Source organism: Streptomyces sp. NPDC045678 (genome assembly GCF_056432085.1).
This window is the reverse complement of record NZ_JBWKJS010000014.1, coordinates 14,969-35,738: the sequence shown is the minus strand read 5'-3', so window position 1 is coordinate 35,738 and position 20,770 is coordinate 14,969. Positions and strand designations below refer to the sequence as shown.

Genomic DNA, 20,770 nt, shown 5'->3' with positions numbered 1-20,770 from the left:
TGCGCGAGCGGGATGGGAAGGAAGGGTGACGGGCGGGTCAGGAAGGGTCAGGGGCCCTCGGCGGGGCCCGGCGTCCCTTCGAATTCGTCGACTTCGTCCTGCGCCAGATCGAGGAGAGGGAAATCGGAGGGCGTGTGACCGCCTGCGGCGGGTGCGTCGGTGTGGGCGGCCAGGCCGCCCAGCAGCTCCACCCAGGTTCGGCCGAGCTCTGCGGCCTCGGCGTCCGCCACGAGGTGCCCGGGCCTGCCGAGGGTGAGCGTGAGTTGCGGCCGTCCTCCTCCCGGGGCGTCCTGGACCATCGCGCCCGCGTCCAGAAGGTGCCGCAGGGGCGTGTCGGGGTCGGACGAGCCGCCGATGGCGGTCTCGCCCCGCATCTGCCACGCGCCGCCTGCGGAGGCTTCACGTACGTCGGCCGCGGACATGCCCCTGTCGTTGACGAACCGGCCCATGTAGTTGAAGCCGATCTCGGGGGCGGGCCGGGTACGGAGGACGGGTGCGGTCTTCGGGTTCAGGTGGCGCAGCAGCTCGTAACCGAGCCCGTCACCGCCGGGGAGCGCGCGCAGCTGTTCCTTGACCGATTTCAGGAGCGCGCCCGCCGCGGGGCCGCCCGCACGGGCCTCGGCGAGGTCGATCCCTGATGTGTCCAGGCGGACCGGGTGGGTGGCGGCGAACCAGCCGACCGTGCGGGACAGATCCACGTCGTGGCCGCCGAGCGGCTCACGGCCGTGCCCCTCCACGTCGACCAGGAGTCCCGCGGCCGCCGCCGGTTTCCAGTGTGCGACCGCGCCGGCCAGAGCGGCCAGCAGGATGGCGTCGACACCGCAGTGGAACGCGGTCGGCGTCCTGCTCAGCAGCGCCTCCGTCTGCTCCGGCGGCACCACCCAGGACTCTCGCCGCAGGGTGCCCACCGTGTCGACGGACGAGTCCAACTCCCGCCGTGCGAGCGGTAACCGGGCCTCCGGCTCACCGAGCAGGTCCAGCCAGCCGTCGAGTTCCGCGATCCGCTTCTCCCCCACGGCCTCCGCGGCCAGCAGCCCGGCCCAGCGGCGGAACGACGTACCCACCGGATCCAGCTCCGGCACACGCCCCTCGGCCACCGCCTCGCACGCCGCCCGCAGATCCGGGACCAGCACCCGCCACGACACACCGTCCACCACCAAGTGGTGGACGACGAGGACGAGTTGACCGAGCCTTTCGGGCCCCGCGTCCACCCACACCGCCCGCACCATCACCCCGGACTCCGGATCCAGCCGCCCCGCCGCGTCCCGTGCGGCACCGGCCGCCAGCTCCCGCACCGCTTCGCACCCGGCCCCCGGCGCAGCCACGCGCGACACCAGCGAAGCCGTGTCGACCGATCCCCGCTCCCCCACCACGAACCGCGCCTCGCCGGGAACGGTGCGGGCCCGCAACATGTCGTGCGCGTCCAGCACGGCCGACAGACCCGCCACCAGAACATCAAGCCCGAGTCCGCCCGGAACCTCCAGGACCACCCACTGCGCGAACCCCGGCCGCGCCGCCCGCTCCCCCGACGCCCGCATGACCGGCGTCCACGGCACCTCTCCCACGCCGACGTCGACCGCCGTGTGCGACGCGTCGGGCACCTGCGCCACGGCCGCCAGACCTTCCGGTGTCTTCTCCTCGAACACCTGCCGGGGCGTGACCACGAGCCCGGCGCGGCGCGCCCGCGAAGCCAGCTGCATGGAGCTGATGGAGTCACCGCCCAGCTCGAAGAACCCGTCCTCGACACCGACCCGCTCCAGCCCCAGCACCTCGGCGAACACCGCGCACAGAACACGCTCCGTCTCCGTACGCGGCTCACGGCCCCCGGCACGCGCGGCGAAGTCCGGCGCGGGGAGCGCAGCCCGGTCCACCTTCCCGTTCACCGTCAACGGCAACGCGTCCAGCACCACGACCGCCGCCGGCACCATGTACTCCGGCAACCGCCCCGCCACGTATGCCCGTAACGCCGCGGCATCCACCTCACGCCCGCCAACGTCCGGCACGACGTATCCGATCAGCCGCTTCTCGCCGGGCCGGTCCTCGCGGGCGATGACGACGCTCTGCCGCACCTCGGGGTGCGCCGCAAGCACCGCCTCGACCTCGCCGGGCTCCACCCGGAATCCGCGCACCTTCACCTGCTCGTCGGCACGCCCGACGAACGACAACTGCCCATCGGCCGTCCAACGCGCCAGGTCACCAGTGCGGTACATGCGTCCGCCCGCGCCGAACGGGCACGCCACGAACCGCTCGGCCGTCAGATCCGGCCGCCCCACATACCCCCGGGCCACACCGGGCCCAGCCACGTACAACTCCCCCGTCGCCCCCACCGGAACCGGGTGCAGGAAGCCGTCCAGGACGTACGTCCGTACGTTGTCCAGTGGGCGGCCGATGGGCGGCGGATCGTCGGTCGGTCCGGTCGTGGCGTCCACCGGTCCCGCCGTGGCCATCACAGTGGCTTCCGTCGGCCCGTAGGTGTTCCACACCCGCGCCTGGGGCGTCCACCGGCTCGCCAGCTCTGCCGTCAACAGCTCGGCGCCGAGCACCCAGTTGCGTACGCCCGGCACCGAGGCCGGGTCCAGGACGCTGAGCAGGGAGGGCACCACGCTGGCCGTCGTCACCTGCGCCGACTCGATCATCGCCCCCAGCGCCGACGGCTCGGCCCGCTCGTCGGCGGTGGCGATCGCGAGCGTGCCGCCACCGGACAGCGTCACCGCCACATCCAGCACCGCCGCGTCGAAACTGAACGACGCGAACTGCAACACCGTGACACCCGCGCCCACACCCAGCACCGGACGCATCGCCGCCACCAGATTCGCCACGCCCCCGTGCGCAACCGCCACACCCTTGGGACGACCCGTCGAACCCGACGTATAGATCACATACGCCAGTTGACCGGGCGACAACCGCACATCAACGGGGCCCTCAGGGCACTCGGCGTCCTCCTCGTCCAGCAGCACCACCCGCGCACCGCCGACCACCACCCCCGCCAGACTCTCCCCCACACCCACCACAACACCGGCACCACTGTCGGCCACCATGAACGACAACCGGTCGACCGGATACTCCGGATCCAACGGAACGAACGCACCGCCCGCCTTCCACACCGCCAGTTCCGCCACGACCATGTCCACCCCACGCGGCAGACACAGCCCCACACGGGATTCGGGACCAACCCCAAGCCCCACCAGACGCCGGGCCAGCCGACCCGCCCGCGCCTCCAACTCCCCGTACGACAGCACCTCAACCCCACACCGCACCGCCACCGCATCCGGTGAAAGGGATGCCCAGCGCTCGAAGTCGTGCAGGGCGGTCCCGGTCGGCATCGGGTGTTCCGTGTCGTTCCGTTCCCGGACGACGTGTTCGCGTTCCGCTGCGTCCAGGATGTCGATGCGGGCCGTCGGGGTCGTCGGGTCGGTCGCGATCTGCTGGAGGACGCGGATGAGCCGTCGGCCCAGCTCGGCGGCCTTCTCCTGGGGGATGAGGTCCGGCCGGGACGTGACGTGGACGTGCAGGTGGCGGTCGGTGGCGAGGACGCCGAGGGTCACCGGGTAGTTGGTCGCCTGGTGGCCCGCCGAGGCGGTGAAGGCGGGCAGGTCCGCGTGGGCCGGGCGGGCGGGAGGCGTGGGGTAGTTCTCGTAGACCACGAGGGTGTCGAAGACCGCTCCGGGACCCGCGAGCTTCTGGATCTCTGCCAGGCCCAGGTGCTGGTGGGCGATGAGGGCGGACTGGCGTTCCTGGAGGCCGGTCAGCAGCTCGGTCACGGGCTGCGCGCCGTCCAGGCGTACGCGGACCGGGAGCGTGTTGATCAGCAGGCCGATCATCGACTCCGCGCCCGGCAGTTCGGCGGGGCGGCCCGCGACGGTGGCGCCGAAGACGACGTCCGTGCGTCCGGTGAGGCGGGCGAGCACCAGGGCCCACGCGCCCTGCACCAGCGTGTTCAGGGTGAGTCCGTGGGCGCGGCCCGTCTCCGTCAGGGCCCGCGTGTCCTCCTCGGACAGGCGCAGGGGCGTCTCGTCCGGCAGGACGTGCGCGCCGCTCGGGTCCGCCGGTGCCAGGAGCGTCGGCTCGTCCGCTCCGGCCAGTTCCGCGCGCCATGCCGCGCGCGCGGCCTCCTTGTCCTGGCGTCCCAGCCACGCCAGGTATGCGCCGTAGGAGGCCGCGCGCTTCAGTACGGACGGGCCGCCGCCCGCCTCGTACACCTGTGAGAGCTCGTTCAGGAGGACCGGCATCGACCAGCCGTCCATCAGGAGGTGGTGGGACGTCACGACGAGCCGGTGCCGGTTCGTGCCGAGTCGGAGCAGGAGGAGGCGGAGCAGTGGGGGGACGGTCAGGTCCAGGCGTTGGGCGCGTTCCTGTGCGGCCAGTTTGTCGGCCCGGTCGGTCATGTCCTGCGGCTCGGTGAGGTCCGTGAGGTCGGCCTCGCGCCAGGGCAGTGTCACGTTGCGGGTGATGAGCTGCACCGCCTCGCCGGACTTCCTGCGGTGGAAGCTGGCCCGCAGCGCCGCGTGCCGGTCGAGCAGCGTCTCCCAGGAGGCGCGGAGCCGGGCCGGGTCCAGGGGCCCTGTGATGTCCAGGAGGAACTGGACGGCGTAGACGTCGGGGCCCCGGTCGTCGAAGTCCGCGTGGAACAGCAGCCCTTCCTGCAGTGGCGAAAGGGGCCACACCTCGGCCAGGGCCGAGCCGTGGGCGGCGGTTGAAGACTTCACCGGGACAGGCCTCCCTCGAGCTTCGCTGCTATCGCTTGGAACTGGTCGACCTCGTCCTGCTCCAGGTCGAGGAGGTGGAAGTCGGACGGGGTGTGACCGCCCGCTGCCGGGTCGTCGGTGTGGGCGGCGAGACCGGCGAGCAGCCGCAGCCAGGTCCGGCCGATCCGTTCCACGTCGGTCTCGGTCAGGAGCCGTCGCGGCCAGCCGAGCGTCACGGTGAGTTCGGGGCCTTCCGGGGTGTCCCGGACGACCGCGATCCCCTCCAGTACGTGGGGAGCCGGTGTGTCCGAGCCGTCCGTGCCGCCGGTCCCGGAGGGTCCCGCCAGCTGCCAGGCCCCGACCGTTCCGTCGGCCGCCCCGGGCTCCACGACCGCTGTTCCCGCCTCGGCCGCCGCCGGTCGCGCCGCCGCGGTGAACCGGCCGAGGTAGTTGAAGCCGATCTCCGCCGCCGGGGCGGCCCGCAGGGCCGGGGCCGTCCGGGGGTTCAGACGGCGCAACATGCCGTAGCCGAGTCCGTCGCCGGGGGCCGCCCTCACCTGCTCCTTGACGCCCTTCACCAACGTACCGGCAGCCCTGCCGCCGGCCATAGCGTCGTCCAGGTCCGCACCTGTCACCTCGAGGCGCACCGGGTGGGCGCTCGTGAACCAGCCCACGGTCCGCAGCAGATCGGTCCCGTCCATCGGCACGCGTCCGTGCCCCTCGATGTCGAGCAGCAGCCCGGAGGCGGTGTCGGGGCGCCAGTGCGTCACCGCGCCCGCGAGGGCGGCGAGGAGCACCTCGTGCACACCGCAGTGGAAGGCGGCCGGTGTCCTGCCGACCAGCGTCTCGACCTGTTCCGGTGGAACGGTCCAGGAGCGGCGGCGCAGGGTGCGGGACGTGTCGACGGCCGGGTCCAACGGCTGCCCTGCCAGGGGCGGTTGGTGTTCGCCCAGCAAGGCGAGCCAGTCCGGCAGTTCGGCGAGCCGGGACTCGTCGGACGCTTGCGCGGTCAGCAGTTCGGACCAGCGGCGGAAAGACGTTGCGACCGGGTCGAGCCGCGGTGTCCGGCCCGCGGCCGCCGCCTCGCACGCGGCCCGCAGGTCCGGGACGAGGACCCGCCAGGACACGCCGTCCACCACCAGGTGGTGGGCGATCAGGACCACCCGGCCGACGCGGTCCGGGCCCGCGTCGACCCATACCGCCCGCAGCATCGTTCCTGCCGCCGGGTCGAGCCCGCGGGCCGCTTCCCCTGCCGCCCGGCCCGCGATCTCGTCCAGGACCCCGGTGTCGGCGACGGTCGCGTCGACGCGGGACACGGCCGCCGCCGCTTCGACCGATCCGGGTTCGCCGACGATCAGCTTCGGTTCGCCGGGCACCGTGCGGGCGCGCAGCATGTCGTGGGTGTCGAGGAGGGCGGCGAGGCCCGCCGTGAGGACGTCGAGGCCCAGCCCGGCCGGTACGCCCAGCGTCATCCACTGGGTGAAGTCCGGTCCCGTGACCTTCTCCCCGAAGGCCCGCATCACCGGCGTCCACGGCACCTCGCCGACCCCGACGTCGTCCGCCGCGGTCTCGTGCCCGGCGTGCTCCGCCACTTCCGCGAGACGTTCCGGGGTCTTCTCCTCGAAGACCTGCCGGGGCGTCACGACCAGGCCCGCGCGGCGGGCCCGGGACACCAGCTGCATCGAGCTGATCGAGTCGCCGCCGAGCTCGAAGAAGCTGTCCTCGGCGCCGACCCGGTCGAGCCCCAGCATGTCGGCGTACAGGGAGCAGAGGATTTCCTCGGTGGCGGTCCGCGGCTCCCGGCCCGTGACGCGTCCCGCGAAGTCGGGGGCGGGCAGCGCGGCCCGGTCGACCTTGCCGTTGGCGGTGCGGGGCAGGGCGTCGAGGACCAGCACGGCCGTCGGCACCATGTACTCCGGGAGTACGCCGGTGACGTACTCCCGGACCGTCCGGCTGTCGACCGTCCCGCCGTCCGCGGCGACGTAGCCGATGATGCGCGGCTCGCCGGGCCGGTCCTCCCTGGTCGTCACGGCGGCGTGGCGTACGCCGGGGCAGCTCGCGAGGGCGGCCTCGATCTCGCCGGGTTCGATGCGGTGACCCCGGATCTTGATCTGGTCGTCGGCGCGGCCCGCGAAGACGAGCTCGCCGTCGTTGGTCCAGCGGACGACGTCGCCGGTGCGGTACATCCGGCGGCCGGGGCCGAACGGGTTCGCCACGAACCGCTGGGCGGAGAGACCAGCGCGGCCCACGTAGCCGCGCGCGAGCCCGGCACCGGCGACGTAGAGCTCCCCCGCCACGCCCGCGGGCACGGGGCGCAGGGACGCGTCCAGTACGTACGCCTGGGTGTTGGACACCGGCCGCCCGATCGGGGGCGGCCCTTCGCTGTCGTGGATCAGGGCGGTCGTCGAGATGATCGTCGACTCGGTGACCCCGTACTGGTTGTACATGGCGCGCCCGGCCGACCAGCGCCTGCGCACCTCCGCCGGCATGGCCTCGCCTCCCGTGATGAGCAGGCGCAGGTCGGGCAGCTCTTCCGGGGGCATCTGCGCGAGGAAGGTCGGCGGGATCGCCGCGTGGGTGACGCGGCGGGCGCGCAGGAGGCGGGACAGTTCGTCGCCGGAGATGTCCAGGCGGGTGGGGGCGAGCACGAGGCGGCCGCCCGCGCACAGGGTGGGCCAGATGTCCGCGAGGGAGACGTCGAAGCTCGGCGAGACGAGTTGCAGGACCCGGCTGTCGGGGTCGATGGCGTAGCGCCGCACGTTCTCGGCGACGAGGTTGCGCAGGCCTTCGTGCGAGACGGTGACGCCTTTGGGGGTGCCGGTGGAACCGGAGGTGTAGATGACGTACGCCGCATGCCCAGCCGACAACACACCACCCCGCTCCCCCACCCCCAAAGCCCCCGGCGCACACCTGCCGATCTCCCCCGCCACCACCGGGTCATCCACCACCACAACCCGACCCGCGAACCCCTCAGGCACCACACCCCGCGACCCCACCGAGCACACCACCACCGACGCACCCACATCACCCAGCACAAACCCCACCCGCTCCGCCGGATAACCCGCATCCACCGGAACGAACACACCCCCCGCCAACGACACCCCCAACAACGCCACCACCCACGACACGGACCGCTCACCCACCACAGCCACCCGCACCTCAGGCCCCACACCCAACCCCACCAAAAACCGCGCCAAACGACCCGCCTCAGCCCCCAACACCCCATACGTCACCCGCCGCTCACCGGACACCAACGCCACCGCACCCGGCGACACCCCCACCCGCCGACCGAACAACTCGGGGGCCAGGGCGTCCGGGACGGGTGCCGTCGTGTCGTTCCAGCGCCGCACGATCTGTGTGTGTTCGGCGGGTGCGAGGAGGTCGATCTCGCTGAGGCGTAGGTGCGGGTCGGCGGCGACCTGTTCGAGGACGCGGGCGAACCGGTCCGCCAGGGACAGGGCCGTGTCGGGGTCGAAGAGGTCGGTGGCGTAGAGGATCTCGCCGTCGAGACCCGCCGGTGCGCCGCGCTCGTCGCGGCGCTCGACGACGGACACGGCCAGGTCGAAGCGGGCGGCGAGCTCGGGCGGCAGGAGCGCGGGGCGTACGTCGACGCCCGGCAGGTCCCAGGTGATCTCGGGGATGTTCTGGAGGGCAAGCATCACCTGGAACAAGGGGTTGCGCGCGAGGGAGCGGGTCGGGTTCAGCTCTTCGACGAGGCGTTCGAAGGGGACGTCCTGGTGCGCGTACGCGGCCAGGTCCGCGGCCCGCACCCGCTCCAGGAGCTCGGCGAAGGTCGGATCCCCACCCACGTCCGCGCGCAGCACCAGCGTGTTCACGAAAAAGCCGGCGAGTTCCTCCAGTGCTGCGTCCTCGCGGCCCGCGGTCGGCGTACCGACCGTGATGTCATCACCCGCCCCGAGGCGGGACAACAGCAGGGCAAGGGCGGCGTGCACGACCATGAACATCGTCGCCCGACCCTGCCCGGCGACACCCACCAGCCGGGCATGGGTTCGCGCGTCCGCCGCCACCGGCACCAGCCGCCCCCGGAACGACGGCACCGCAGGACGCACCCGATCCACCGGCAGCACCAACTCCTGAGGCAGCGCCTCCAACGCATCGCGCCAGTACGCGAGTTGGCCGCTCAGGACGCTCGCCGGGTCGTCCAGCTCCCCCAGCACCTCCCGCTGCCACAACGCGTAATCCGCGTACTGCACCCGCAACCCGGCCCAGCCAGGCGCCCGCCCCTCACACCGCGCCGCATACGCCACCTCCAGATCCCTGGCCAACACCCCCATGGACCAGCCGTCCACCGCCACGTGATGCGCCACCACCGACAACACCCACTCACCCGCGCCGGCACCCACCAGGCAGACCCGCCACGGCAAATCGGTGCGCAAGTCGAAACCGGTCGCCAGCTGCGCGGCGAGCGTGCGGTCGATGTCGATCTCGTCCGCCTCGTCCGTGCCGTCGGCCCGCAGCACGATCAGGGGCGGGCGTCCCGCGTCGCCGTGCCTCACCTGCTGGTAGGGGACGCCGTCGATGTCGGGGAACACGGTCCGCAGGCTTTCGTGGCGGTCCGCCACGTCCCCCAACGCCGCCTCCAACGCGGCCACATCCAGCACGCCCGACATCCGCAACACCAACGGCAAGTTGTACGCGGACGCCGCCCCCGGAACCGTCTCCTCCAACCGGTTCAAGAACCACATCCGCTGCTGAGCGAACGACAACGGCACCACATCCGGCCGCACCCGCGCCCCCAACACCGGCCGACCAGCCACCGACCCCGCACGCTCACCCACCCAACGCGCCAACCCCACCACCGTCGGCGCCCCGAACAACTCCCCGACCCCCACCTCCACATCAAGAACCGCACGCACCCTCGCCACCAACCGCATCCCCGACAGCGAATCCCCACCCAGATCGAAGAACCCGTCCTCGATCCCCACCCACTCGAGGCCGAGGACCTCCGCGAAGAGGCCGCACAGGATCCCCTCGGTCTGCGTCCGTGGTTCGCGCCGGGAGACGCGGGCGGCGAAGTCGGGTGCCGGGAGGGACGCCCGGTCGAGCTTGCCGTTGACGGTGAGCGGCAGGGCGTCCAGGACCAGCACGGCCGCCGGGACCATGTACTCGGGCAGGATCCCGGCCGCGTACGCGCGGAGCTCCTGGGGGTCGATGTCGTCGCGCCGCGACTGCTGGTGCTGAGGATGTCGTTCGTCGGGGACCACGTAGGCGACCAGGCGTTTGTCGCTGCCCGGTCCGCCGTCCTGGCGGGCGACGACGACCGCCTGGCCGACCGCGTCGTGTCGGGTCAGCACCGCCTCGACCTCGCCCGGCTCCACGCGGAACCCGCGCACCTTCACCTGCTCGTCCGCGCGGCCGGCGAACGACAGCTGTCCGTCGGGCGTCCAGCGGACCAGGTCCCCGGTGCGGTACATGCGCTCCCCGCCGCCGTTTTCGGCGAACGGGCAGGCCACGAAGCGTTCAGCCGTCAGGTCCGGCCGTCCCACGTATCCCCGGGCGAGGCCAGGGCCCGCGATGTACAGCTCACCCACGACTTTCGGCGGGACGGGGTGCAGGAACTCGTCCAGTACGTAGAGCCGTACGTTCCCGAGCGGGCGCCCGATGGGCGGCGCCTCGTCGCCGGGCTCGATGCCGGCGCGCACGGGTCCTGCGGTGGCCATCACCGTGGCTTCGGTGGGGCCGTAGGTGTTCCAGACGCGCGCCTGGGGCGTCCACCGGCTCGCGAGGTCGGCGGTGAGCAGCTCGGCGCCGAGGACCCAGTTGCGTACGCCTGGGACCGTGGCCGGGTCGAGGACGCTCAGCAGGGAGGGCACGACGCTGGCCGTCGTCACGTGCGCCGACTCGATCATCGCCGCCAGCGCCGACGGCTCCGCCCGTTCCTCCGACGTGGCGATCGCGAGCGTGCCGCCACCGGACAGCGTCACCGCCACATCCAGCACCGCCGCGTCGAAACTGAACGACGCGAACTGCAACACCGTGACACCCGCGCCCACACCCAGCACCGGACGCATCGCCGCCGCCAGATTCGCCACGCCACCGTGCGCGACGGCCACACCCTTGGGACGGCCCGTCGAACCCGACGTATAGATCACATACGCCAGCTGGTTCGGGGTCGGCCGGCCTCCGAGGGAGGCAGAGGACTCCGCCTCCAGCGCCCGCCCGACGTCCGCGTCGTCCAGGAGAAGCACTCGCGCCGCGCCCACCGGCACCGCTCCGAGGGTGTCCGCGACGCCCAGCACGACGGCCGCTCCGCTGTCGGCGAGCACGTGGCCGAGGCGGTCCGGCGGGTACTCCGGGTCCAGCGGGACGAACGCGCCGCCCGCCTTCCACACCGCCAGTTCCGCGACGACCATGTCGACGCCACGCGGCAGGCACAGTCCCACCCGCGCCTCGAGGCCGATCCCGAGCCCCGCCAGGTGCCGGGCCAGCCGGTTCGCCCGCGACTCCAGCTCCCCGTAGGGCAGGGCTCGGCCGCTGCACTTCACCGCGACCGTCCCCGGGGAACGGGACGCGCACCGCTCGAAGAGCTCGGGTATCGACGCATCCGAAACGTCGGCCGCCGTGTCGTTCCAGCGCCGCACGATCTGTGTGCGTTCGGCGGGTGCGAGGAGGTCGATCTCGCTGAGGCGGAGATGCGGGTCGGCGGCGACCTGTTCGAGGGCGCGGGCGAGCCGGTCCGCCAGGGACAGGGCCGTGTCGTGGTCGAAGAGGTCGGCCGCGTAGAGGATCTCGCCGTCGAGGCCCGCCGGTGCTCCGCGTTCGTCGCGCCGCTCCGTCAGGGTCACCGCGAGGTCGAACCGGGCGGCCGGCGCCTTCATCGACGCGGATCGCACCTCAACGCCCCTGAGACGCCAACGCGGTTCGGGCACGTGGTCCAGAGCCAGCATCACCTGGAAGAGAGGGTTGCGGGACACCGACCGCGTCGGGTTGACCTCCTCGACGAGGCGTTCGAAAGGGACGTCCTGGTGCGCGTACGCGGCCAGGTCCGCGGCCCGCACCCGCTCCAAGAGCTCGGCGAAGGTCGGATCCCCACCCACGTCCGCGCGCAGCACCAGCGTGTTCACGAAAAAGCCCGCCAGCTCCTCCAACGCCGCGTCCTCACGGCCCGCGGTCGGCGTACCGACCGTGATGTCATCACCCGCCCCAAGGCGGGACAACAGCAGGGCAAGGGCGGCGTGCACGACCATGAACATCGTCGCCCGACCCTGCCCGGCGACACCCACCAGCCGGGCATGGGTTCGCGCGTCCGCCGCCACCGGCACCAACCGCCCCCGGAACGACGGCACCGCAGGACGCACCCGATCCACCGGCAGCACCAACTCCTGAGGCAACGCCTCCAACGCATAACGCCAGTACGCCAGTTGGCCGCTCAACACGCTCGCCGGGTCGTCCAGCTCCCCCAGCACCTCCCGCTGCCACAACGCGTAATCCGCGTACTGCACCCGCAACCCGGCCCAGCCAGGCGCCCGCCCCTCACACCGCGCCGCATACGCCACCTCCAAGTCCCTGGCCAACACCCCCATGGACCAGCCGTCCACCGCCACGTGATGCGCCACCACCGACAACACCCACTCACCCGCACCGGCACCCACCAGGCAGACCCGCCACGGCAAATCGGTGCGCAGGTCGAAGCCGTATCCCGCTTCTTCCGCCAGCGCTTCTTCGATCCGGGACGCGGCGCACTCGACGGTCATCAGGGGCGGTCGTCCCGCTTCACCGTTCAGAACCTGCTGCCGGGGAACGCCGTTGGCTTCGGGGAACACGGTCCGCAGGCTTTCGTGGCGGTCCGCCACGTCCCCCAACGCCGCCTCTAACGCGGCCACATCCAGCGCGCCCGAAATCCGCAGTACCAACGGCAAGTTATACGCGGACGCCGCTCCCGGAACCGTGTCCTCCAACCGGTTCAAGAACCACATCCGCTGCTGAGCGAACGACAACGGCACCACATCCGGCCGCGCCTGCGCCTGCAACACAGGCCGCCCAGCCGATGACCCCGCACGGTCATCCACCCGACGCGCCAACCCCGCCACCGTCGGCGCCCCGAACAACTCCCCTATCCCCACCTCCACATCAAGAACCGCACGCACCCTCGCCACCAACCGCATCCCCGACAGCGAATCCCCACCCAGATCGAAGAACGACACGTCGGTGCCGACCCGCCCCAGGCCGAGGATCTCGCCGAAGAGTCCGCTGAGGACGTCCTCCACGGGTGTCGCAGGGCCGCGTACCGTCCCCGTGCCCTCGAAGTCGGGAGACGGCAGGGCGGCGCGGTCCAACTTGCCGTTGGCGGTGAGCGGCAAGGCGTCCAGGACCAGCACAGCAGCCGGGACCATGTACTCCGGCAACCGCCCCGCCACATAAGCCCGCAGCGACTCGGCGTCCATCTCGCACTCGTCGCTGTCCGGCACGACGTAACCGATCAGCCGCTTCTCGCCGCCCGGCACGTCCTGCCGGGCCACCACCACCGCCTGACCGACCCCCTCGCGCCCGGCCAGCACCGACTCCACCTCGCCCAGCTCCACCCGGAAACCGCGCACCTTCACCTGCTCGTCCGCCCGACCCACGAACAGCAACTCACCGCCGGACGTCCACCGCACCAGGTCACCCGTGCGATACATCCGCCGCCCGACACCGCCACCGAACGGACACGCCACAAATCGCCCGGCCGACAACCCCGGCCGCCCCAAATAGCCGCGGGCGAGGCCCGTCCCCGCGACGTACAGCTCCCCGACCACTCCGGCAGGGACCGGTTGCAGCGCCGCGTCCAAGACGTACACCTGCCGGTTGGCGAGCGGACGGCCGATGGGCAGCGTCCGCCCCGCCCTCGTGTCCGGGCCCAGGAGGTGTGTGGTCGCGCAGAGGGTGATCTCCGTCGGCCCGTACAAATGCCGCACCGCCACCCCAGGACAGGCCGCACGCACCCGCGCCACCGCACCCGCGGGCACCACATCCCCACCGGTCAACACCTCACACAAACCCGCAAAGCACTCCGGCGCCTCCTCCGCCAGCACCCGGAACATCCCCGCCGTCACATGCACCGCCGACACACCACCACCAACAGCCGCCCGGACACCCCCCGCATCCACCACACCCCGGCCCGCGACCACCACCCGGCCACCCACCACCAACGGCACCCACACCTCGAACAACGACACATCAAACGCATGCGGCGCATGCATCAGCACCGCATCCCCCACACCCACCGACCAACCCGAACCCCCCACCAACCCCGCCACCGCACCGTGCGGCACCACCACACCCTTCGGCACCCCCGACGAACCCGACGTATACATCACATACGCCACGTCCTCCCCACCCACCCACACCCCAGGCCCATCGGCACGACACCCGGCGACGGCCGCCCGGACGCGTGGGTCGTCCAGCACCACCCGCCGCGCCTCGTGGTCCGCGGGGATCACGTCGCGGTACGCCTCGGTGCACACCACCGCCGTGGGCGCCGAGTCGGCCAGCAGGAAAGCCACCCGCTCCACCGGATACTCCACATCCACCGGAACGAACGCCGCCCCCGCCCGCCACACCGCAAGCAACGCCACAACCAGATCGGCCGAACGTTCCATCACGACCGCGACCCGGTCGCCCCGCGCCACTCCTTCGTGCGCGAGATGCGACGCCAGGCGACCGGACTCCCTGTCCAACTCGGCGTAAGAGAGGCGCTGTTCGCCGTCGTCCACCGCCACCGCGTCCGACGACCAGGCGAGGTGCCGGGCCAGCAGCTTCGGCACGGTGTCCGCGACGGGGGCAGCCGGATCTTCGGTGGCGTTCCAGTGATCCAGTACCTGGGTGCGCTCAGCCGCGTCCAGCAGAGGCACTGCCCCGACCGGCAGCGACGGGTCGGCCGTCGACCGTTCCAGGAAGTGCAGGAAGGAACGGAGGGCCGCCTGGACCCAAGCTCGGTCGTACAGCGCGGAGTTGGCCTCGAGAGTGATCTCCATGTCCTGGCCCTCCGACGCCCCGCTCACCAGCACGCCGAACTCCTCGACGCGGCGGCTCGACAGGTCGCGCACGACGGACCGGTGGCCGCCGAACGACAGGGTTTCGCCGGCCCTGGGCATGACGTTCACGTACGGCCCGAAGTGCCAGCGGTCGCCCGACGGCCAGTTGAGTTCGCGGCGCAGCCGTTCTCCTCGCAGGCCCTGGTGGTCGAGGAGGGCGTCGATCTCGGTGTCCGTCGCCCGGGCGAGGTCCAGGAGGCTCGTGGACGCGGTCACGGGGACGCGGAGCGGCAGGATGTTGGCCATCGTGCAGGGCGTGCGTCGGGCCCGGTCGCCGGTGCGGCCCGCGACGGGGAGGCTCAGGATCGCCTCGTCCGTTCCGCCGAGACGGCCGACGAAGGCGGCGACCGCCGCCACGACGAGGCGTGGCCAGCTCGCCTCGGCGCGGGCGGCCGCCGCGCGCAGCGCCGCGACGGCGTGGGACGGCAGGTGGCCGGTCTCGCGCAGGACGTCGCCGGAGTCGGCCTCAGGCCCGGAGTGGCCCGGGATGCCGGTCAGGTCGGGGCGGTCCGCGAAGTGCTCCTGCCAGTACCGCAGGTCGGCCTCGTGGCGTTCCGAGGCGCGGTGGACCGACTCCTCGTCCATCAGTGCGCGGAGCGGCGCGTGTTCCGCCGGGGCGTAGGGCTGCCCGGTGAGGAGTGCCGTGTAGACGTCCGCGGCGCGGCGGACGAGCAGGGAGCAGCCGTGGGCGTCCATCAGAAGGTGGTCGTAGCGCTGGTACCAGATGTGGTGATCGGGGGCGAGGCGGAAGAGGGCGTGGGCGAAAAGCTGGTCGGCGTGAGAGGTGATCTCCTGGTCGAGTTCCGCCCGCATCCACGCCTCGGCGGTCTTCCTCGGTTCTTCCCGCTCGGTGAGGTCGTGAAATTCGAGGAGGCGGCGTGGAGGGGTCCGGTCCTGGGATTCCGAGGGATCTGGGGATTCCGAGGGATCTGGGGATTCCGTGCGATCCGAGGGTTCCGGGGATTCCGAGGGTGGGAATGTCATGCGCGCTCCGCCCGCGCCGTCGTCCTCGAATCGTGCGTGGAAGATTTCCGTCTCGTCCGTCAACTGCCGTAGCGCGCGCTCGAACAGGTGTGGCTCGACGGGTCCGTGTATGTCGACGTACTGCCCGACGCTGTAGAGCCGGCGCGAGCCCGAGACGCGTTGCGCCAGCCAGATTCCCTCCTGGGCGTCGAGGAGGGGCAGAGCACGAGCAGCCTTGCCGTTCATCATTCCCCCTGGCCGAGCAATTTCCCTCGGCTGTTCCGTATGTCCGGGCCGTTCGTGCGGGCCGTTCGTGCGGGCCGTCTTTCCGGGTCGCTCCTGCCGATTGATTTGGCCGTACGAGGGCGAGAACCGTCCAACCGCTCAGCTTCCGCACTTGGACGGAGAGTCGGCCACGCGCTCGGGCATGTCGGAAGACATACGCAGGATTAAGCGCGCGGCCTCGCACGGAGAATTAGATGCTATGGCCGCGGAAGGAATGGGCGCGACCGTCCGGGGTTGGCATTCCCCGGGCACCTAGGGCACCTCGGGCGCCGCGGGATCCCCTGGCTATTCCTGTTCCGAGGCGGCGCTCAACGAGCGGGGCCCGGCGTCATACGGCTCGCCGGCCGGTGCCGGCGGCTGGTTCTGCGCCTGCGGCGGGTTCGGCGACGGCGGTGCCGTCGTCCGCAGCGGGAAGCCCACCTCCACGACGAGGCCGCCCTGCGGGCGTGCGTGCGCGTTCAGGGTCGCGTCGTGGGCCGCGGCGATGGAGCGCACGATCGACAGGCCGAGCCCGTGATGTCCGTTGTCGGCTTTCCTGCCGATGCGCTGGAAGGGCTCGAAGAGGCGGCTCACGCCGGCGGGCGGGATCCGCGGGCCGGTGTTGGAGACACGGACGAAGGCGCAGCCGCCGCGCACGCCGGTCACGACCGTCACCCAGCCGTCGGGCACGTTGTATCCCATGGCGTTGTCCACGAGGTTGGCGACGAGGCGTTCGACGAGGGCGTCGTCGCCCCAGAGTCCGGCGGTGTGGACGTGCGCCTCGACGCGCAGGTTCCGGTGTTCGGCCTCCTTGCGGGCGCCGACCAGCACATTGCCGGTCAGCTCGGCCAGGTCCAGCGGCTCCCTGCGGTCGAGGCCGCGTTCGCTGCCGGAGAGGGTCAGGAGCGACTCCAGGAGGCGGGCCTGCTGTTCGCTGAGGGTGAGGAGGCGCTCGAAGTTCGAACGGAACGAATCCACCGTGGCGTCACGGTCGATGAGGGACTCCTCCAGGAGCGCGTGTTCCACGGTCAGGGGGGTGCGCAGTTCGTGTGCCGCGTTGGCGACGAACCGCTTGTGGGAGTCCAGGGCCGCTTCGAGGCGGCCGAGGAGGCCGTCGACGGTGTCGGCCAGGTCCTTCAGTTCGTCGCCGGGCCCCTCGACGGCGAGGCGTTCGTGCACGTTGTGCGCGGAGATGCGCTGGACGGTGGTGGTGATGGTGCGCAGGGGGCGCAGGACCCGGCCCGCCACGACCCAGCCGAGGCCGATGGCGATCACCGACATGATCGCCAGCGCGATGCCGGACTGGGTCAGCAGGTGCTGCATCTCGGCGGCGTGCTGGCGCATCGCCTGCTGTTGCTGGGCGTGCGCGAAGCTGTCGACCGCTCCGGGGACCTCGTCGCGCGTGTACATGTGGACGCCCGCGTCACCGGGTGGGCCGGCTCCTCCGCGGCGGCTGACGAGGACCGTGCTGGTGGGGCGGTTGACCAGCAGGTAGGTGATCGTGAGCAGAACGGCGCCGGAGATGACGAAGAGCAGGCCGTACAGGAGGGTGAGGCGCATGCGGACCCGCCGGGGCACGAGGCGCGAGACGAGCCCGGCGCGGAACGGTACGTCTCGGGGCGGGGCGCCGTGCAACCGGGCCGCACGGGACGGGCCTGTGCCTGACCCGCCCGTACCTGCCCCGCCCGCACCTGACCGGGCCGTACCTGCCCGGCTCGTACCTGACCGAGCCATACCTGACCGAGCCATACCTGACAGGGCTGCCCGGGCCGCGCTTCGCAGACGCTTCGTCATCTCGTCTCGCTTCACATCGTCAGATCCGGTATCCGCCGCGGGGCACGGTTTCGATCACCGGCGGGGAACCGAGCTTCGGCCGCAGCCTGTTGATGGTCGCCTTGACCGTCGTGGTGAACGGATCGGTCGCCTCGTCCCACACCCGCTCCAGGAGCTCCTCCGCCGATACGACGCGGCCGCGGGCGGCCAGCAGGTATTCGAGGACGCCGAACTCCTTGGGCGTGAGGGCCAGTCGGTGCCCGGCCCGGGTCGCGAGCCGCTGGGCGGGGTCGAGCCGCAGGTCGCCGTGGACGAGGATCGGTGGGACGGCCGGCTGGGCGCGGCGGGCCACCGCCCGGATGCGGGCGACGAGTTCGGCGTACGCGAAGGGCTTGGGGAGGTAGTCGTCGGCGCCGAGGCTGAGCCCTTCGACGCGGTCCGCGATCGTGCCGGACGCGGTGAGCATGAGGACCCGTGTGCGGGCGGGCTCCGCCATCAGGACACCGCACACCTCGTCGCCGTGCACGGTGGGGAGGTCGCGGTCGAGCACCACCACGTCGTAGTCGACGACCGAGGCGCGTTCCAGCGCGTCCTCTCCGTCGTAGACGACGTCGACGGCCATGCCTTCTCTGCGCAGCACTCTGGCCACGGAGTCCGCCAGTTCGGTCTGGTCCTCGGCCACCAGCACCCGCACAGCCCCACCCCCCCCCCGATGGATCATGGCTGACCAGGGTCTCCGAGCGGGGGTCACACACTGGTCACAGGCCGTCGCCCCCGCACAGAGCCCCAGCCTACCGGCGGGGCGCCCGCGCGGGACCGGGACGACGGAACGGCATCCGCGACGCGGGGTGCCGCGCCACGGATGCCGTGGGAGGGGAGGGCTGGTCTCATCCGTGGCCGGGGGGCGGAGGGCCGCCGGGGCCGGGGCCGTGGTGGTGCGGGCCCGGCCCTCCAGGCCCACCGGGGCCGCCCGGTCCGCCCGGTCCACCGGGGCCGGCCAGGAAGACGCCCGGTCCGCCGGGGAAGGCGCCGTGCGGGCCGCCCGGCATCGGTCCGCCGGGGCCACCGGGCCCGCCGGTGAGCACCGGTCCAGGGCCGGGCGGGCCGCCGACCGGCTCCGGCACGGGGGCGTCGCCGTTGTCGGAGGGCTGGCGGGAGAACTGCGTGCGGTACAACTCCGCGTACAGGCCTTCCTGTTGCATGAGCTCCTCGTGCGTGCCGCGCTCCTGGACCCGGCCCTTGTGGACGACCAGGATCTGGTCGGCGTCCCTGATGGTGGAGAGGCGGTGCGCGATCACCAGGGAGGTGCGGCCCTTCAGCGCGGTCTCCAGGGCGCGTTGGAGTGCCGCCTCGGACTCCGAGTCGAGGTGCGCGGTGGCTTCGTCGAGTACGACGATGGGCGGGGCCTTGAGCAGGAGTCGCGCCATCGCGACGCGCTGCTTCTCACCGCCGGAGAAGCGGTAGCCGCGGTCGCCGACGACGGTGTCGAAGCCGTCGGGCAGCGAGGAGATCAGATCCCAGATCTGCGCCGCCCTGCACGCGTCGATCAGTTCCTGCTCGGTGGCGTCGGGCCGTGCGTAGGTGAGGTTGTCGCGGATGGTCGCGTGGAAGAGGTGCGCGTCCTGCGTGACCATGCCGACGGTGTCGTTCAGCGACTTCAGGGTGACGTCACGGATGTCGTGGCCGCCGATCCGGATGACGCCCTCGACGGGGTCGTAGAGCCGCGGCACCAGGTGGGTGATGGTGGTCTTGCCCGCGCCCGACGGGCCGACCAGGGCGGTGAGTTTGCCCGCGGGGACGGTGAAGGTCAGGTCGCGCAGCGTCCAGGTGTTCTGCGTGCGCTCCTGCGTGGGCAGGGCGATGGACTCCAGTGAGGCGAGCGAGACGTCCGCCGCCTTCGGGTAACGGAACGAGACGTTCTCGAAGGTGACCTCCGGCGCCGTGCGGCTGCCGTCTGCGGCTGCCGTGGCCGAGGCGGTCGGCAGCGGCACCGCGTTCTCCTTCTCGGAGATGAGCGGCTTGAGGTCGAGGATCTCGAAGAGCCGGTCGAAGCTGACGAGGGCCGTCAGGACGCTCGTCTGGGCGCTGGACAGCTGGTTGATGGGACCCATCAACCGGGTGAGCAGCGTCGCGAGGGCCACCAGGGTGCCGATCTGGAACGTGCCCTCGATGACGAGGGCGCCGCCGATGCCGTACACGAGGGCGGTGGCTATCGCGCCGACGAGCGTCATCGTCAGGAAGAGCATCTTGCCGTAGACGGAGGTCAGGACCCCCAGGTCGCGTCCCTTGCGGGCGAGCTTGGAGAACATGCCCGTCTCACTCGCGGGGCGGCCGTAGAGCTTGGCGAGCAGCGCGCCGGTGACGTTGAAGCGCTCGTTCATGAACGAGCCGACCTCGGCGTTGACCTGCATGTGCTCGCGCATGATCCGCTGCAGCCTGCGGCCGACGACCCGGCCCGGCAGGATGAAGAGCGGGATCACCACGAGGGAGACCAGGGTGACCACCCAGGAGAGGTAGAACATCGCGCCGAGGACGAGGATCAGGGTCAGCCCGGCGGAGACCACCGTGGACAGCAGGGCGGTGACCGCCTGTTGGGCGCCGACGACGTCGGTGTTGAGGCGGCTGACGAGGGACCCGGTCTGGGCGCGGGTGAAGAACGCCAGCGGCTGGCGCTGCACGTGGTCGAAGATCTTGGTGCGCAGGTCGTAGATGAGCCCTTCGCTGACGCGGCCCGAGTACCAGGCCTCTGCGAAGCCGAATGCGGTGCTGAACAGGGCGAGTACGGCGACCGCCACGGCGATCCACACGACCACCGAGGTGTCCCTGCCGACGATGCCGTCGTCGATGAGGTACTTGAAGAGAATGGGAGTGGCCACCACATTGCATGCGTTGAGCACGGTGACGACCAGGAGAACGCCTATGTTGAAGCGATACGGTTTCGTATAGGGGAGGATTCGCTTGGCCGTGCCACGCTTGATTTTCTGCTTGGTCACCGCCTCGTCGGGTCCCATCCCCCGCATCAGTACCGGCCCCGGGCCGCCGATCATGGCC

5 protein-coding genes are annotated in these 20,770 nt (G+C 71.8%); all 5 read right to left on the bottom strand.

The window, feature by feature from the left end; translation table 11 throughout:
* Positions 1 to 47: 47 nt before the first annotated feature.
* On the bottom strand, positions 48 to 4,706 hold the full coding sequence (locus AC07DO_RS37200) for an amino acid adenylation domain-containing protein (RefSeq protein WP_479066466.1): 4,659 nt from the start codon (positions 4,704 to 4,706) through the stop codon (positions 48 to 50).
* Complete coding sequence (locus AC07DO_RS37195) at positions 4,703 to 15,703, bottom strand: non-ribosomal peptide synthetase (RefSeq protein ID WP_479066464.1); 11,001 nt, start codon at positions 15,701 to 15,703, stop codon at positions 4,703 to 4,705. The genes AC07DO_RS37200 and AC07DO_RS37195 overlap by 4 nt, the downstream gene beginning before the upstream one ends.
* A 549-nt stretch (positions 15,704 to 16,252) precedes the next feature.
* Positions 16,253 to 17,506: a sensor histidine kinase gene (locus tag AC07DO_RS37190; RefSeq protein ID WP_479066462.1), complete on the bottom strand. Its 1,254-nt coding sequence runs from the start codon at positions 17,504 to 17,506 to the stop codon at positions 16,253 to 16,255.
* A 253-nt stretch (positions 17,507 to 17,759) separates the two neighbouring features.
* Positions 17,760 to 18,413: a response regulator transcription factor gene (locus AC07DO_RS37185; RefSeq protein ID WP_479066460.1), complete on the bottom strand. Its 654-nt coding sequence runs from the start codon at positions 18,411 to 18,413 to the stop codon at positions 17,760 to 17,762.
* A 193-nt stretch (positions 18,414 to 18,606) separates the two neighbouring features.
* On the bottom strand, positions 18,607 to 20,766 hold the full coding sequence (locus AC07DO_RS37180; protein ID WP_479066667.1) for an ABC transporter ATP-binding protein: 2,160 nt from the start codon (positions 20,764 to 20,766) through the stop codon (positions 18,607 to 18,609).
* Between the last annotated feature and the right edge of the window lie 4 nt (positions 20,767 to 20,770).